Here is a 14403-nt window from a genome sequence, read left to right on the forward strand (position 1 = left end):
CAGAGAACGACTCTTGGGGAGACCCTTGAGACGATCCATGCGAGAACAACCCTTTGGTTTTTTTGAAACCAAAACGAATTTAAAATATAAATGTATCCAGAGGGACGTTCCTTCGGGAGCAACCCTTGAGCTCGCTCTTGGGATGCTAGCAGAGAACGACTCTTGGGAAAACCCATGAGACGATCTTTGCGTGAACAACCCTTTGGTTTTTTTCGAAACCCAAAACAAATTTAAAATATAGAATGCATCCAGAGGGACGTTCCTTCGGGAGCAACCCTTGAGCTCGCTCTTGGGATGCTAGCAGCGAACGACTCTTGGGGAAACCCATGAGACGATCCTTGCGTGAACAACCCTTTGGTTTTTTTTGAAACCCAAAAACAAAATATATAAATCTTGCCCGGTAGGACGTTCCGTTTTTTTGAGAGTCATCTTTGATTTGGAGCACATTAATCTGCTACTTCACGGGATTCTTCCCGGGAATGACTCCGAAAAATTCATAAGGTGATTGGTTTGAGGACGTCCTTCTGGCAGGGTTATATACTTAACAGTACAGGCTCGAAAATTTACAAGGAATAACAGCTTGTAAATTTTGCTTTATTATCCGGGTACTTATTGGTTCGTTACAGGCGAAATGGTGTGTTTTACACTGATTTTATGCCGACAAAGTGCGAATCTAAATGACCATTTAAAAGTCGCAACGCATTCCTATGGCCGTCGTTTTTAGAAACGGTTGCAATCACAATTCCACTAAAAATACCTTTTTAGTACATCAACGTTAGAATAATAAATTTTATAAATACAAGTATATGGCGACACCTACACCTCTTAATGACATATTACAGTGGTTCTTACAAGGTAAAAAACCAACGCAGTCAAATTTTGACGAAACATTCCGGTCTTTCTGGCACAAAGACGAGATCATTCCGGCAAACAAAATCGCAGGTCTTGATACGAGTCAGATGGTGGCGAAAACAGAATTTACAGCACACCTTGCTGATCAACAGGCACATGCCGCTTTGCTTGCGATCAAAGAAAATATCGGAAACAAACAAAACAGTCTGACACCAGACAACACGGGAACAAAATTTCCGACCGTTGATGCGGTAAACGGAGCTATTGGGAATATTGCAAGTGCGATTGATATAATAAATGGACATATAGTATAATGGGTACAATTGCAGATAAACTAATTTATTTAGGACAAACAAAAACAGAAATACGAAATGCCATGGCAGCTAAAGGAGTAACCATTTCGGAGGAAGCACCTTTTAGAGATTATGCCGGAAAGATTCTGGAAATTAAAACGGAAACCGGAGAAAACCCGTTGCAATGGAGACGTCCGGCCGATTGGTTGCGTATCGAAGACAAGGTAGTTGCCGGCAATCAGAAATTTGTAGGATTACACGCCATATTTGAAGATAGTAATTTTGTATCGCTTTCGGCCACGGGTAACTATACGGTCGATTGGGGCGATGGCGTAACCGAAAATTATGCTTCAGGCGTTCAGGCCTATCATATTTATTCGTATAGTTCGTTCCCAGGAACGGATAGTACGCGCGGTTATCGTCAGGCTATTGTTACGGTGACACCTCAAACCGGACAAAATCTGACCAATGTAAATTTACAAAGAAAACACAAACAGGCCGGTTTGAATGTATACAGTACCGGATGGTTGGATATCCGGGTGAGTGGATCATCGATGTCCAGTATGAGTATTGGCGGATCGGTAGTGACGAATGCCTATTTGGAAGCGTTTAATTATGTAGGAGGAAGTTCGATAGCCAGTTACAATCGCTTTTTTTACGGATGTTCACAATTACAATCCGTAGCATTCTCGGATACAGCAAAGGGTAGCGATTTTAGCTCGATGTTTGAATCCTGTACCTTTTTAAAAACCGTTCCGTTATTCGATACGGCAAACGGAGCAAATTTTAGCGGTATGTTCTACGGATGTCCATCGCTACAAAGTGTTCCGGCATTCGATACAGCCAAAGGATTGGATTTTAGTATCATGTTTTCCTTCTGTACGATGCTTCAAAACGTACCGGCATTAAATACGATCAATGGAACCGTATTCATTAGTATGTTCGAATCGTGTGCGTCTTTAAGAACCATTCCACTACTCAATACGTCAAAAGGAACCGATTTTAGTTATATGTTTCAGGGATGTCCGTCCTTACAAACCGTGCCTTTATTTGACACAGGAAAAGGAACGGATTTCAGTAATATGTTTTACGGATGTACGGGATTACAATCGATCCCTATGTTTAAAACATCTGGTGGAACAGCGTTCGGAAGCATGTTCACCAATTGTGCTTCATTAAACAGAGCTGCATTATCAGGAGCTAAAAATACAATCTCCTATGCGGGTTGTAAGCTTTCTAAGGCAGCTTTGGTTGAGGTATTTAGTAATCTGGCATCGGGGGTAACCTCAAAAACGATAACGATTTCAAACAACTGGGGATCACCATTGTTAACCGCGAGCGATAAAACGATTGCGACCGGTAAAGGATGGACTATTGTAGGATAAAACAAATAAAATTATGATAACAAATACAACCGAATTTTTTATTGAAATAATTGCCGAAGAAGGAATGGAATTATATAACGGAGAGCAAACCGCAAACAGAGTTACAGCGCCTATCGGTACCGATTTAAGCGATTGGATCGAAAGACAACCGGTACAAGAGATCATTATGGAATCATAGACTGTTTTCGATAACGTATCCGTATCGAACAGCATTGTATCGGTTACCGCTAAAAATGGACGAATCAGCAACCACTAATAAACAACAAGTAGTATAATGGGAACAATTGCAGACAAATTAACATATTTAGGACAAACGAAAGCTGAAATTCGGGATGCGATTATCGCAAAAGGAGTAACGATTCCGGAGAAAACGACTTTTCGGGAATATGCCGGAAAAATCCGAGAAATATCCGCTGATGGTGGTGAAGAAAATCCGGCCGAATGGAGACGCCCGGACGAATGGTTGCGTATCGATGATCGGGTGGAAGCCGGCGAACAAAAGTTTGTAGGACTACACGCGATATTTGAAGACAGTAATTTTATTACACTTTCGGCTACCGGTGACTATACGGTTGACTGGGGCGATGGCAAGATTGAAAATTTTGCTTCCGGAGATTTGGCTTATCATAGCTATTCGTACGAACAATTCGAAAAAACGGAAGGCTCCCTTGGGTATCGTCAGACGATTGTTACTGTAACGCCTCAGAAAGAAAAGGAGTTAACAACGATTAGTTTGCGGGAGCAGCATCCTCATGAAGGGCTGAATTCGTATAGTACCGGATGGCTGGATATCCGGGTGAGCGGTGAAAGTATTTCTGAATTTATAATTGGTGGCGGAACGGTATCACACAAATATCTGGAGTCTTTTTCTTTTGTAGGGGATAGTTCCATAACCGATTATACCGCGTTTTTTTCAGAATGTACTGCTTTACAGTCGGTTTCATTAGCGGATAGTACGGCCAAAGGAGAAAATTTTAGTCTGATGTTTTATGGTTGTTCTACCTTAAAAACCGTACCGGAGTTTAACACGGCGAGTGGAATCGACTTTAATACCATGTTTGGTCATTGTTCCAGCCTGGAGACGATTGCAATATTGAATACGTCACGGGGAATCGATTTTAGCAATATGTTCCTGAACTGTCTTTCTTTAAAAAGAATACCCTTGCTGAATACCTCCTCAGGAAGAACTTTTTTCAAGATGTTTATATCGTGTGTTGCTTTAAAAGTTGTTCCGCCATTAGATACCAGAAGAGGAACCGATTTCGGTTATATGTTTTTGTCTTGTGTTGCTTTAAAGGATGTCCCGTTATTGGAGACCTCCAGTGGAATTGATTTTACCTATATGTTTGGCTCCTGTTACCAATTGGAAACCATTCCGTTATTGGATACCTCAAGTGGTGAAAATTTTTATGCCATGTTTGGCTCCTGTATGTTATTGAAAAGCATTCCGCAGTTAAATACTTCCAAAGGAAATAATTTCTTTTCGATGTTTGGTGGGTGTAGTGCCTTAAAAACGATTCCACTATTGAATACTTCCAATGGAAGCAATTTTGCGAATATGTTTGGTGGATGTCAATCACTCCGGAATATTCCGGCCCTTGATACTTCAAATGGTGTGGATTTTAACGGTATGTTTTATGGTTGTACGGCTTTGGAATCGATTCCGGTATTGAAAGTGCCAAAGGGCAATGGTTTTAACGGCATGTTTAACAATTGCTATAGTCTGAGTAAAGCTTCATTGGCAGAAATCAGTAAACCAATCGATTATAGTAGTTGTAAGCTGTCGAGAAACGCTCTGGCCGATATTTTTAAGCATTTGGGAACAGGGGAAAATCATCCAACGATCACCATCTCCTATAATTGGGGAACTTCATTACTATCAGCCGAAGATCGGGATATTGCCAGAAAAAAAGGATGGGATATTGTCGGATAAAAAAGTATCCCATTATCGAAAGAAAAATATAAGGTTACGATTATTAGTAACAGATAAGTAGTATAAAGATGGGAACAATCGCAGACAAATTAACCTATTTAGGAGAAACAAAAGCCGAGATTCGGGATGCGATCATTTCAAAAGGTGTAGTGGTTCCGGTCGAAGCAACCTTTCGGGACTATGCCGGTAAGATCCGTGAAATTACAGCGGATAATGGCGGCATAAATCCGGAGGAAGAATGGAAACGACCGGACGATTGGTTACCTATTGAAGACCTGGTAGTGGCCGGCGATCAGAAGTTCGTCGGATTACATGCAATTTTTGAAGACAGCAATTTTGTAGCACTTTCGGCTACCGGAAACTATACGGTTGATTGGGGTGATGGGAAAATCGAAAATTTTACCGGTGCAACTGTCGCCTATCACACCTATTCGTATGCAGACTTTGAAGGAACGGAAAGTGTTCGCGGTTACCGACAGGCGATTGTGACCGTTACACCGCAGCCCGGACAGAATTTGATGAGCGTCAATTTACAGCAAAAACACAATCAGGCTGGACTGAATCTTTATTATAGTACCGGATGGCTGGATATCAGGTTGAGCGGTCAATATATTGGTAATCTTGTTGTGGGCGGGACAACGGTATATCAAGGAGCTTTGGAAGCATTTTGTTTTTTAGGAGACAACATAATTACAAGTTACTACAATCTTTTTGCGAATTGCAGAATTTTGCAATCTGTTTTAATGCCGAATACCTCGAATGGAGAGGACTTTAGTTTTATGTTTTCTGCTTGTTATGCTTTGAAAACCGTTTCATTGCCAAGTACAGCAAAAGGGGGCAATTTTAACTATATGTTTCAGGGATGTAATTCCTTAAAAACTATTTTGGAATTAGACACTTCAGGCGGAGTTAGTTTTAGATATATGTTTTCCGGTTGTGGTTCTTTGGAAACAATACCGCTACTGAATACTTCCTCCGGAAGGAATTTTGATTTTATGTTTGATAGCTGTAGTATGTTGCGAAAGGTACCTTTGTTGAATACGGCAAACGGAATTTATTTTCAGTATATGTTTGCTTTTTGTAGTTCTCTTCAAACGATACCATTATTAAATACGGTAAACGGAAAGGATTTTAGCGGGATGTTTATGAACTGTAGAACGTTAAGAACTATTCCGTTATTGAATACGGTCAACGGGACTAATTTTGGATGGATGTTTGTATCAAACTATTTACTGGAAAGTGTTCCATTGTTAAATACAGCAAACGGCACGAATTTCAACAATATGTTTGAAGGATGTGTTTCCTTAGAGACTATTCCGGCATTAAATACTTCAAAAGGTATAGGCTTCAATGGAATGTTTTCATCAACTGTTTTTTTAAAGGTTACGCCATTATTGGATACTTCAAATGGAATTGACTTTATGAATATGTTCGCAAACTGTAGGGCATTGCAAACTGTTCCGATGTTCAATACTTCAAACGGGCTGAGTTTTGACAACATGTTTGGCAATTGTACGACTTTGATTAAAGCAACATTTTTGGGAACCAAAAATTCAATTTCCTATCAAAACTGCAGGCTTTCACGAGCGGCTTTGGTAAGCATCTTTAGTAATCTGGCATCGGGAGTGCAATCAAAAACAATAACGATTACCAATAATTGGGGAGCTCTATTATTGACATCAGAGGATCGGGATATAGCCATAAAAAAGGGATGGACTATTGTGGGATAAAAACAAAATTTTAGTATGACAAGTTTAGCAGAAATCAGCAGTTGGTTTAAAACCAGTACAAAACCATCACAAATACAATTTTGGTTGGCATGGGACTCGTTTTGGCATAAAGAAGCGTCTATTCCACAGGCGAATATCCAGGATCTGGAAACCGATCTGGCACATAAAGCAAGCCTAAACGGTGGAAATACCTTTACAGGAAAGCAAATTATAGAAGGCAATCTGGCTATAAAAGGAACGATAACGTCGGACTTTGAATGGTTCTCAGATTTCGGTGATCCGGACAACGCAAACATGTATTTTGAAAAGGAAAATCTTTTTTCGGAATATCCCGAGTTTAACAGATTGTTCTTTTTTACCATAGCTCCGGACAGTTTTGATATCAACATACAAAACGAAATGATTCCTGTACGATTATCGGTCGACGGTGTTTCGAAAAACTATGTTTTTACAAAAAATGAACGCTTTAATGCGTTAACCGGTTATGGTCCTATGTGGACAATGCCGGCCCTGACAAACTATACCGATATTTATTTAGACGGAGCCATTATAAATAAAAGTGCATCCAGCTCGGTTCGATTAAACCTGCCGGCGGATACCGATCAGAAAGGAAAATTCCTATATGATAATGTCGTTCAGGTACAACCCAACGGAACTCTAAAAGCAGTAGCACCGGTAGTTCCGACGATCGATGCCGTACTTACAGCAAGCGATAATACGATACAAAACACGATCGAATTTAGAACAAACGATAATCGTAACAGAAACGCGATAAACGGCGAAGGTGTTGTAATCGGGTATACCGCGAATAACAGATCGGATAACGACCGCTATGCTTCCTATAAACTGGATGGAATGCGTTTTGAATCGCATTTTAATAATCCGGTAGCCCAATATGCGGTGTCGGTTACTCCAAATAGAACACAAGGGAATGTAGACCGGGTAGATGTAATACTGCCGAAAAAAAGCGGTCACGTACCCGTTAAATCCGAATTACCGGACTTAGGACACCGGACGATTGCGACTACGGCACCCAGATTAACCGATTCGCAATTGCTAACCTTAATTTCACCATTAGATACTAGTGGTGGCGATAATAGAGCGTTACATACCACCTTGGTATATAACGGTACCGGGAATGCAACCTGGGGCATTCCGGTAGAAAATACAGCCAGTTACCGGTACACCATCATCAATAACACCGGAAACACCATAACCATTAACCGGTCGGGTGCAACCACATTTTGGATCGCAGGCCTATCAAATACTTCGGTAACCATACCGGCAAACGGATGGGCGGAGATCATCGGAAGTGACAAAGAAAACAGATTCTATTTCAGAATTTATTAAAGACAAGAGCGCTAGTACATAGAATCATATCCGGCCGCGAGTTAAAGATCCTTTAACATCGGGTCAAAATGCAGCATCAGAAGGTTTGAGATAACAATAAAAAAGCCCTGACACTTACCATAAAGTCTAAAATAAAATAATCAAACCATCTTCAGATAGAGGACGAATTCGGCATCCGTAACAGGAAGCGGACGGTCTTTTGCTATAATAAATTAGGGGTAGGCTAGTAATTTAAAATATAACACAATATGGCAACATCACTTGATCAAATATTGCAATGGTTTTTACAAGGTAAAAAACCGACACAATCACAATTTGACGCAACATTCCGGTCGTTCTGGCATAAGGAAGAAACCATTCCGGCGAATAAAGTCGAAGGTTTTAATGTGGAACTGGATCAAATGGTGACGAAAACGCAATTTGCGGAGCATCTTACCGACGCACAGGCACATGCTGCTTTGTTGGCATCCAGAGAAAATAACGGAAACAAACAAAACAGTCTGGCTCCGGACACTACCGGAACAAAATTTCCAACCGTCGATGCGGTGAATGGTGCTATCGGAGCGATAACAAATGCGCTGGACGCCATTAATGGACAAATAATATAAAAGAATGGGGACAATCGCAGATAAATTAATACATCTGGGGCTAACAAAAACCGAAATACGGGATGCCATTATTTCGAAAGGCGTGACGGTTTCTGAGGAAACGACCTTTCGGGACTATGCCGGGAAGATCCGTGAAATAACCACCGATGGAGGGGAAACGGATCCACCGGATTGGGTACGTCCTAAAGATTGGTTGCCAATAGAACACCGGGTAGTGGAAGGCGAACAGAAGTTTGTAGGATTGCATGCCATATTTGAAGATAGCAATTTTATAGCGCTTTCTGCCACTGCCGACTATACAGTGGATTGGGGCGATGGGAATATCGAAAATTTCACATCCGGTGCATTGGCGTCCCATATGTATGCGTTCGATTCCTTTAAAGGAACCGATACTTCTGGTGGTTTCCGACAAGCAATAGTTACCGTTACGCCCCAATCTGGTCAGGTGCTGACAAGTATTAATTTACAGCGAAGACACCGACAACCTTCCCTTACGTATTATAGTACCGGATGGATGGATATTCGAATGAGTGGTGAAAACATGACCAGTCTTACTATTGGTGGATCAACGCTTTATCATGGTTATCTGGAAGCATTTTGCTTTATCGGTCGCAATGCGATTACCAGTTTTCGCCGGTGTTTCTCTGCCTGCAATCTGTTACAATCGGTTGTGATAAACGATACTTCGAGTGCCACCGATTTTGGTTATATGTTCGCATCGTGTTCGACACTGGAGAAAGTGCCTTTATTCGACACGTCTAAAGGAATGGATTTCGGATACATGTTCCAATCCTGTACTTCCCTGAAAAAAGTACCCTTACTGGATACTTCAAACGGAATAAGTTTTAGCAGCATGTTTGCCTCAAGTACGGCATTGAAAACCGTTCCACTGTTGAATACCGCTAAGGGAAGAAGTTTTAACGGCATGTTTTTAGGATGTACCGCTTTAAAGACGGTTCCGTTATTGGATACTGTAAGCGGAACGGAGTTTACCAGTATGTTTTTAGAATGTAAGGCATTAAAAACCATTCCGTTATTAAACACCGAAAATGGAATTGAGTTTATCGGAATGTTTTCATCCTGTACGCTATTGCGAACGGTCCCTTTGTTGGATACAAGAAAGGGAGTTGAGTTTCGAGCGATGTTTCATTCCTGCAGTGTACTGGAAACGGTTTCTTTATTTAATACCTCGGAAGGCGTTGGTTTTAGCGACATGTTTGCCAATTGTGGTTCCCTGCGCAAAGCAGCCTTTTTCGGGACTAAAAATAAAATCGATTATTCGTCCTGTAAATTCTCACAACCAGCATTGGTCGAGATATTCAAAAATTTAGCCTCCGGAGTCGTGTCTAAAACAATTACGATTACAAACAACTGGGGATCACAATTACTAACGGTCGACGAAAGAGCGATCGCAACCAACAAAGGATGGACTATTGTAGGATAAAAAGCAATAGTCTCAAAACGATCCAAAGGGTTTTATAGAATGAATTACAAAAAAATACAGCTATTGATATGGTAAGTTTAGCAGAAATAAAAAACTGGTTTAAAACCGGTTTAAAGCCAACACAAATACAATTTTGGGCAGTATGGGAATCGTTTTGGCATAAAGACGAAATGATTCCGCAATCCAAAATTCAGAATCTTATAATCGATCTGGATAATAAAGCCGAAAAAGGCAGTGGAAGCCGATTTGGTATTGAAGACAGAAATACACCGGACGATATCAATGGCAGAACGATTGATATGAACCAAAAAAACATGGTGTTTGATCATGTTGGCGATTTCAGAATTAACAACTACATCCCATATGGATATATAGAAGAACGTACCGCTCAGGATGAAGGGCTGGTTATTTTAGAAAACGATGAAGAATCGTGGACGTGTACCATTTACAGAGCCGATGGAAGTAGTATTGGCTATACACCTGATAGAGGGTACATGTATCTGTTATTGTCAGAAAACGGAGAACCCTATACTGAGAATGGCTTCTATGCCAATTATGATTCCAATACTGGAAGCTGGACTTATACGTCGCACTTCTTATCCGGAGGGACTTTTAAATACCAGGGATATGTAGGTGAAAAATATGCCGATATCATTGCCGGAATTCCACCGGTTATGGGTGATGGAATGGGATCGGAAGTTGTGGTTGTAGAAGGCGACAGGTTGCGAAAGACTTCAATTGCCGATGTATTACCGGTAACGACCTTAAACGACGTTACAAAAAACAATAATATCAGTAAGAAAAGTTTAATCGTATCGCAATCCGGAACAGCCGGTGAGGACGATAATTATGCCGAATACCATCTCTCCGGTTACAGAATGTATGGTGGTTATAGCAGAGAACCCAAATTCGATGTCTATATCGGATTACAACACGAAATGGGCTCGGCCTTTAAAGGCAGACATTTCTATGTATGGCCAGCGAGTCCAAGACGAAATGAACCCGGTTCCAATCCGTATATCATTCCGATTACCGTAAACGGGAAAGCCGCGGATAAAGAAGGGAATATCACAATCGACGGTGGTGGTGGATCCGCATCGTCTACCTGGGGATCGATTGGCGGTGACATCGGAACACAATCCGATTTAGTTGATCTGGTTAATGGAAGCAAATTCGGTGTTGGCGATGCTACGATGGATGACGACCGATGGGTGGATATGGCGAATAATTCGTTTACCTATAGTAGCGTGGGCAGTTTTGCTTTGCTGGGAAATGAAGTGGAAATAAATGAAACCAATAACGAGCTTAGATTAGAGCCTATAGGGAGTTTATTCTATGAATTGTTAAACCGCACGGTTATACGAAATGAATGGGGTAGCCCGATAGCAAATAGCAAGAAAATTGATTTTGAATTGACGATAACGGAAAGCGAAGGCGTTGTTTACACCGATTATTACACATTTATCGGGGTAAATCACGGAGAAGGTGGAACGCGATATCATTCCGACGACCAGCTATGGGAAGAAGGTTTCACTGTTTCCATCGAACCGACCGGAAACTACCGATACCGGATACAAAACTATGCCGATGTTAGAATGCAAGTTCCTTCCGATTCTGGAGAACCGGGAGCAAGAACCCAAAGAGTCATGTTAATGAACGAAAGTGGTAAGATTAGTCAGTCCTCAGAAGCACTTGTTTTAAAGGATTTGTCTAGGCTGGAAGTAAGAGGACAAGAAGTGTACGACTATATATGGTATCAGAATTTTGGAGAATATGCTAATATCGAAATCCGGGAAAATGAAACCGGAAATCCCGATTTTGACCACTATACCTTTTTGCGCTTAAACATCGATTATGACCAGTTTGAAAAAATTGGAGATGAGGTGTTGGTACGATTGGAAGTCGAAGGGACGTTAGGGGATTATCCGTTTCGATTAATGAACATAGGTGAGGATCGGATTTTTGCTTATGACGCAATAATCGGAACCAATATAACACCGATATGGTACCGACAACCATTTACCAGGCCGGTATCGGTAGTAATGGATTTACAGGAAACGAATATGGAGTATTTCAAAAACGTTATAACTGATGATGACGGGAACCTTTATAAAATGAATGCATCCGCTCCCGGGTTAAATGCGGTGCTAACGACCAATTCGAATGCTCCGTTTCAAAGTATTACACTAAATAATACGAAAGATCTAACGGTCATAAATCCGCTTCCGTATACGTTCGATCCGGGTGGAATGATGGTGAAATCGACAACTGATAACCTGGCCGAAACGTTTTATAAAAGAGATGGAATCAGTGTTCAAAATGCCGCTTCTGGTAACGTAAATCTGAATTTCCCGACATCAAGCAGCAATGCGGCAACATACAACATAAACCTGCCGGAAAGAAACGGAACGCTGGCAACTACAGATCAGATTCCGGTTGTTCCGCCAACACCAGGATTGCAGGAAGTTATGACGGTGAATTCGGTCGCGTCAAAAAGAGGTTTGGTACGCATGGAATCCAAAAGTAATGATCAAATAGAACCCGGACTGGCCTATGGAAGTGCAAAACTCGATTTACACGATTCCGGAGTCAATACAAATGCCGAATTGTATGTCCGCGATTATTTCGGATTCGAAACATTCTTGCGAATGGGAGCGATGGATGGCGACGGAAATGGAATTCAGGTAAACGCCTATAACTACGGACTACGCAATGTAACCGATCATTCCGATAGCGAGTTTGATAACGATTTGAATTACGTAACGGCTGGAGGCGTAAAAAAATACATTGCCAACAGTCTCGATAAACCCGCCCCGACATCTCAGACTGACCTTGGTGAAAAAGGTGAAATACGATTAGGAGCGTCCTATTTATACCTCTGTACGAGTACGAATAACTGGATACGAATACCTTTTATTTCGGGAGGAAGATGGGATTAGAATAATAACCAAATAAATACAACAAATTATGGAAAAATTGAAAAGCTGGACTTTGTTCACGGTAGTAATCATTTTGGCTGTAATCGATCAGACAACAGACATCATGCCTGTGTTTTTAAAACAGATCAATGCACCGGAATGGGTGGGTTCTGTCTTAAGAATCTTTGTGGCCGTTTGCGGAGCACTTAAATTACGATTACAGGAACCGCCTGTAAAACAAACGAATAACGAATCGGCACCAATGGTGTAGATAGGTAGCTGTCGAAGCCGGATATAGAAAGCCGTCCGGCATTTTGACACGAACAATAGGGTTTGAAAAAACAACTGTCGGTCTGTATTCAGACATTGAGGTCGGATAACGAAATCCGGTACTAAAACGAATGGAGGTCAAACCCTTAAAAATAGTACTATTTATTGAATTTAAAGGAGAATTATGGCAAATAAGAATATTTTAAAAAATTGGTTTAAAACGGGGTTGTTTCCAACACAATCTCAGTTTTGGGAATGGATGGAAAGCTATTGGCATAAAGACGATGTTATTCCACAGTCTCAAATTCAGAATCTTAGAACCGATCTTGATAATAAAGCAGACAAAGCAGCTATCGGCATTCATATGACGGATACGAATGCTCATGCCGATCTATTTGCTAAAGTTGCGACCCCGTATCGGTTTTTACCGGTTTTCCCAACTGCAGATACGTCTGAATTACAGGTTGAGGCACTTAAAAATACCACGTTGAATGCCGTGATGTATATGGGGCAAATCGATATGGATGTGATTCAACTGGACCCGATAACCGGGACTTTATCGAATTGGGATTTTAGAGCAAATACACAATATATAATACTTTATACAAAACGATAATATGAAAATCAACGAACAAGGTAAAACAATTAAGACAGGAGACGACGTAATAATTACGGAGTTTCGCGGTGGTGTGAGTGCTACAGCTGTTATGCAGGTTCCTGAGGATTCCGAGACTCATATATTACCGGAAGTAGAACTGAAAAGACGCATTCGTTTTAACCCGGAAACCGGGAAATTCGAAGGACATAATGGAATTGAATGGACTGCTCTGGGTTTTGATCAACAACTAAAAGACGCGGTCGATTATATAACGGCAGGTCTTCCAAATAAAGCGGATCTTGTCGAAGGAAAAATACCACTTTCTCAAATTAACGACGCGCTTGTTGGGTCGGTTAATTATCAGGGAATTTATAATGCCACAACAAATACTCCGGCCTTACCGGTTGCATCGGCTAATAAAGGAAAATATTGGGTGGTAAATGTAGCGGGAACGCAACAGGGCGAAAATTATAAAATAGGCGATTGGGTTATCTCCAATGGTACGGTTTGGGGACGTGTTCCAAAAGCTGTTGATGTGGATGGCACGCCAACTGCCGGAAGTAATAATGCCGTTTCCAGTGCCGGTGTGGCAGATGCGCTCGCTTTAAAGGCGAATACAGCCGCTGTAAATGCAGGATTGGATTTAAAAGCCAATACTATTGATGTCAACATCAAATTAGCCGATAAAATCAGTATTGCAGAATTGAATAGCGGATTGGCTACGAAAGCCAATTTAATCGATCTTGATACCAAGGCCAACATTGCCGATGTCAACATCAAATTAGCGGATAAAATTAGTACCATTCAATTTGAAGAAGGCTTGGCTGTAAAAGCGAGTCTAAGCGATTTGGCAACAAAAGCCAATGTAACGGATCTTGATGCCAAGGCCGATATTACAGATGTTAATACAAAACTGGCTGTTAAAGCTAATATTACGGATCTGAACTCCGGATTAGCTTTAAAAGCGAGTCTGTCGGATTTGGCATCTAAAGCCAACATCGCGGATATGGATATCAAATTAG

Annotated in this window: 12 protein-coding genes; all 12 read left to right on the forward strand. The window is 41.1% G+C overall.

Features of this window, described 5'->3' with window-relative positions; genetic code table 11:
• Positions 1-806 precede the first annotated feature (806 nt).
• A complete protein-coding gene (locus Q1R07_RS03935; protein WP_300486209.1) occupies positions 807-1166 on the forward strand; it encodes a hypothetical protein in 360 nt (119 codons plus the stop codon).
• Positions 1167-1228: 62 nt separating this feature from the next.
• Positions 1229-2530, forward strand: coding sequence for a BspA family leucine-rich repeat surface protein (locus Q1R07_RS03940; RefSeq protein ID WP_300486211.1), 1302 nt, complete (start codon positions 1229-1231; stop codon positions 2528-2530).
• Between the two features lie 13 nt (positions 2531-2543).
• Positions 2544-2708 (forward strand): hypothetical protein, encoded by a 165-nt coding sequence (locus tag Q1R07_RS03945; RefSeq protein ID WP_300486213.1) that lies wholly within the window; start codon positions 2544-2546, stop codon positions 2706-2708.
• A gap of 96 nt (positions 2709-2804) precedes the next feature.
• Positions 2805-4463: a BspA family leucine-rich repeat surface protein gene (locus Q1R07_RS03950; protein WP_300486215.1), complete on the forward strand. Its 1659-nt coding sequence runs from the start codon at positions 2805-2807 to the stop codon at positions 4461-4463.
• Positions 4464-4531: 68 nt separating this feature from the next.
• Positions 4532-6193, forward strand: a complete 1662-nt coding sequence (locus tag Q1R07_RS03955; protein WP_300486217.1) for a BspA family leucine-rich repeat surface protein — start codon at positions 4532-4534, stop codon at positions 6191-6193.
• 15 nt (positions 6194-6208) lie between these two features.
• A complete protein-coding gene (locus Q1R07_RS03960) occupies positions 6209-7543 on the forward strand; it encodes a hypothetical protein (protein ID WP_300486219.1) in 1335 nt (444 codons plus the stop codon).
• Positions 7544-7791: 248 nt separating this feature from the next.
• Positions 7792-8151 (forward strand): hypothetical protein, encoded by a 360-nt coding sequence (locus Q1R07_RS03965; protein ID WP_300486221.1) that lies wholly within the window; start codon positions 7792-7794, stop codon positions 8149-8151.
• Positions 8152-8155: 4 nt separating this feature from the next.
• The gene (locus Q1R07_RS03970; protein ID WP_300486223.1) at positions 8156-9595 is read left to right on the forward strand and encodes a BspA family leucine-rich repeat surface protein; all 1440 of its coding nucleotides are present in this window, start codon (positions 8156-8158) and stop codon (positions 9593-9595) included.
• A 68-nt stretch (positions 9596-9663) separates the two neighbouring features.
• Positions 9664-12534 (forward strand): hypothetical protein, encoded by a 2871-nt coding sequence (locus tag Q1R07_RS03975; RefSeq protein ID WP_300486225.1) that lies wholly within the window; start codon positions 9664-9666, stop codon positions 12532-12534.
• Between the two features lie 28 nt (positions 12535-12562).
• Positions 12563-12784 carry a hypothetical protein gene (locus Q1R07_RS03980; protein WP_300486227.1) on the forward strand — a complete coding sequence of 74 codons (222 nt, stop codon included), beginning with the start codon at positions 12563-12565 and terminating at the stop codon, positions 12782-12784.
• Between the two features lie 183 nt (positions 12785-12967).
• Positions 12968-13399 carry a hypothetical protein gene (locus Q1R07_RS03985; protein WP_300486229.1) on the forward strand — a complete coding sequence of 144 codons (432 nt, stop codon included), beginning with the start codon at positions 12968-12970 and terminating at the stop codon, positions 13397-13399.
• Position 13400: 1 nt separating this feature from the next.
• A partial coding sequence (locus Q1R07_RS03990) for a hypothetical protein (protein WP_300486231.1) occupies positions 13401-14403 on the forward strand: 1003 nt, incomplete at its 3' end.

It is taken from the genome of Flavobacterium sp., from assembly GCF_030146175.1.
In the GTDB taxonomy this organism is placed as follows: Bacteria; Bacteroidota; Bacteroidia; order Flavobacteriales; family Flavobacteriaceae; genus Flavobacterium.

What these genes read in the sequence shown, in the direction of transcription:
- Q1R07_RS03970 (WP_300486223.1), top strand. Translation starts at nt 8,156, where the DNA reads ATGGGGACAATCGCAGATAAATTAATACATCTGGGGCTAACAAAAACC.
- Q1R07_RS03975 (WP_300486225.1), top strand. Translation starts at nt 9,664, where the DNA reads ATGGTAAGTTTAGCAGAAATAAAAAACTGGTTTAAAACCGGTTTAAAG.
- Q1R07_RS03940 (WP_300486211.1), top strand. Translation starts at nt 1,229, where the DNA reads ATGGCAGCTAAAGGAGTAACCATTTCGGAGGAAGCACCTTTTAGAGAT.
- Q1R07_RS03955 (WP_300486217.1), top strand. Translation starts at nt 4,532, where the DNA reads ATGGGAACAATCGCAGACAAATTAACCTATTTAGGAGAAACAAAAGCC.
- Q1R07_RS03980 (WP_300486227.1), top strand. Translation starts at nt 12,563, where the DNA reads ATGGAAAAATTGAAAAGCTGGACTTTGTTCACGGTAGTAATCATTTTG.
- Q1R07_RS03935 (WP_300486209.1), top strand. Translation starts at nt 807, where the DNA reads ATGGCGACACCTACACCTCTTAATGACATATTACAGTGGTTCTTACAA.
- Q1R07_RS03950 (WP_300486215.1), top strand. Translation starts at nt 2,805, where the DNA reads ATGGGAACAATTGCAGACAAATTAACATATTTAGGACAAACGAAAGCT.
- Q1R07_RS03965 (WP_300486221.1), top strand. Translation starts at nt 7,792, where the DNA reads ATGGCAACATCACTTGATCAAATATTGCAATGGTTTTTACAAGGTAAA.
- Q1R07_RS03985 (WP_300486229.1), top strand. Translation starts at nt 12,968, where the DNA reads ATGGCAAATAAGAATATTTTAAAAAATTGGTTTAAAACGGGGTTGTTT.
- Q1R07_RS03945 (WP_300486213.1), top strand. Translation starts at nt 2,544, where the DNA reads ATGATAACAAATACAACCGAATTTTTTATTGAAATAATTGCCGAAGAA.
- Q1R07_RS03960 (WP_300486219.1), top strand. Translation starts at nt 6,209, where the DNA reads ATGACAAGTTTAGCAGAAATCAGCAGTTGGTTTAAAACCAGTACAAAA.